Here is a 590-nt window from a genome sequence, read left to right on the forward strand (position 1 = left end):
GTGCATCCATGATGCGTCTGCCTGATATTGTTGGCGTTGAGCTGACCGGCAAACGCCAGCCGGGCATTACTGCTACCGACATCGTGTTGGCACTGACCGAATTTTTGCGTAAAGAGCGCGTGGTTGGCGCATTTGTCGAATTTTTCGGTGAGGGCGCAAGAAGTCTGTCCATCGGCGACCGTGCCACCATTTCCAACATGACCCCCGAGTTCGGCGCGACTGCCGCGATGTTCGCTATTGATGAGCAAACCATTGATTATTTGAAACTGACCGGTCGCGATGACGCGCAAGTGAAATTGGTGGAAACCTACGCCAAAACCGCAGGCTTGTGGGCAGATGCCTTGAAAACCGCCGTTTATCCGCGCGTATTGAAATTTGATTTGAGCAGCGTAACGCGCAACATGGCAGGTCCAAGTAACCCGCATGCCCGTTTTGCGACCGCCGATTTGGCCAGCAAAGGCTTGGCAAAACCTTATGAAGAGCCTTCAGACGGCCAAATGCCTGACGGTGCAGTGATTATTGCCGCAATTACTTCATGTACCAATACTTCCAATCCGCGCAACGTTGTCGCTGCCGCGCTGTTGGCACGC

The 590-nt window shown here is 53.7% G+C and carries 1 protein-coding gene; it reads left to right on the forward strand.

Annotation, left to right across the window (positions count from 1 at the left end; translation table 11 throughout):
- On the forward strand, positions 1–590 hold a 590-nt coding region (locus tag ACTHUM_RS17805), incomplete at both ends, for an aconitase family protein (protein ID WP_440403664.1).

This window comes from Neisseria sp. P0021.S006, assembly GCF_051956895.1.